Genomic DNA, 898 nt, shown 5'->3' with positions numbered 1-898 from the left:
GTGGCGGCGCCAAGGGCGGCCCGCGGCGCAGCCCGGCGGCCGGCCGCGGGCGTACGCAGCCCGGGCGCCCGCGCGAGCTCGACGCCAAGATCGAGGAGCGCAACCGCGAGCGGCACAACAAGCCGAAGCCCAACCTGCCCAAGACCTTCGGGGAGCAGGAGGGCGAGCGGCTGCAGAAGGTGCTGGCCCGGGCCGGCATGGGCTCGCGCCGCGCCTGCGAGGAGCTGATCGAGCAGGCCCGCGTCGAGGTCAACGGGCAGATCGTCACCGAGCAGGGCCTGCGCGTCGACCCCGAGAAGGACGAGATCAAGGTCGACGGCCTGACGGTGGCCACCCAGTCGTACCTGTTCTTCGCCCTCAACAAGCCCGCGGGCGTCGTCTCCACCATGGAGGACCCCGACGGCCGCCAGTGCCTCGGCGACTACGTCACCAACCGCGAGACCCGGCTCTTCCACGTCGGCCGTCTCGACACGGAGACCGAGGGCATCATCCTGCTCACCAACCACGGCGAGCTGGCCCACCGCCTCACCCACCCCCGGTACGGCGTCCAGAAGACCTACCTGGCGGCCATCACCGGCCCGCTGCCGCGCGACATCGGCAAGCAGCTCAAGAACGGCATCGAGCTCGAGGACGGCTACGCCCGCGCGGACAACTTCCGCGTCGTGCAGCAGACCGGCAAGAACTACCTCGTGGAGGTCACCCTCCACGAGGGCCGCAAGCACATCGTGCGGCGCATGCTGGCCGAGGCGGGCTTCCCGGTCGACAAGCTCGTCCGCACATCCTTCGGCCCGATCGCCCTGGGCGACCAGAAGTCGGGCTGGCTGCGCCGCCTGACGAACACGGAGGTCGGCATGCTGATGCGCGAGGTCGACCTCTAAAAGGCGATACCGGCGCCCCG

The 898-nt window shown here is 70.8% G+C and carries 1 protein-coding gene; it reads left to right on the top strand.

Annotated features, from left to right (window positions below; translation table 11 throughout):
* On the top strand, positions 1-878 hold an 878-nt coding region (locus tag HG542_RS12320; RefSeq protein ID WP_171080583.1), incomplete at its 5' end, for a pseudouridine synthase.
* Between the last annotated feature and the right edge of the window lie 20 nt (positions 879-898).

Source organism: Streptomyces morookaense, from assembly GCF_013030945.1.
Taxonomy (GTDB): Bacteria; Actinomycetota; Actinomycetes; order Streptomycetales; family Streptomycetaceae; genus Streptomyces; species Streptomyces morookaensis.
Note: the sequence above shows the minus strand (reverse complement) of the source record. Positions and strands in the feature narration are given on the sequence as shown.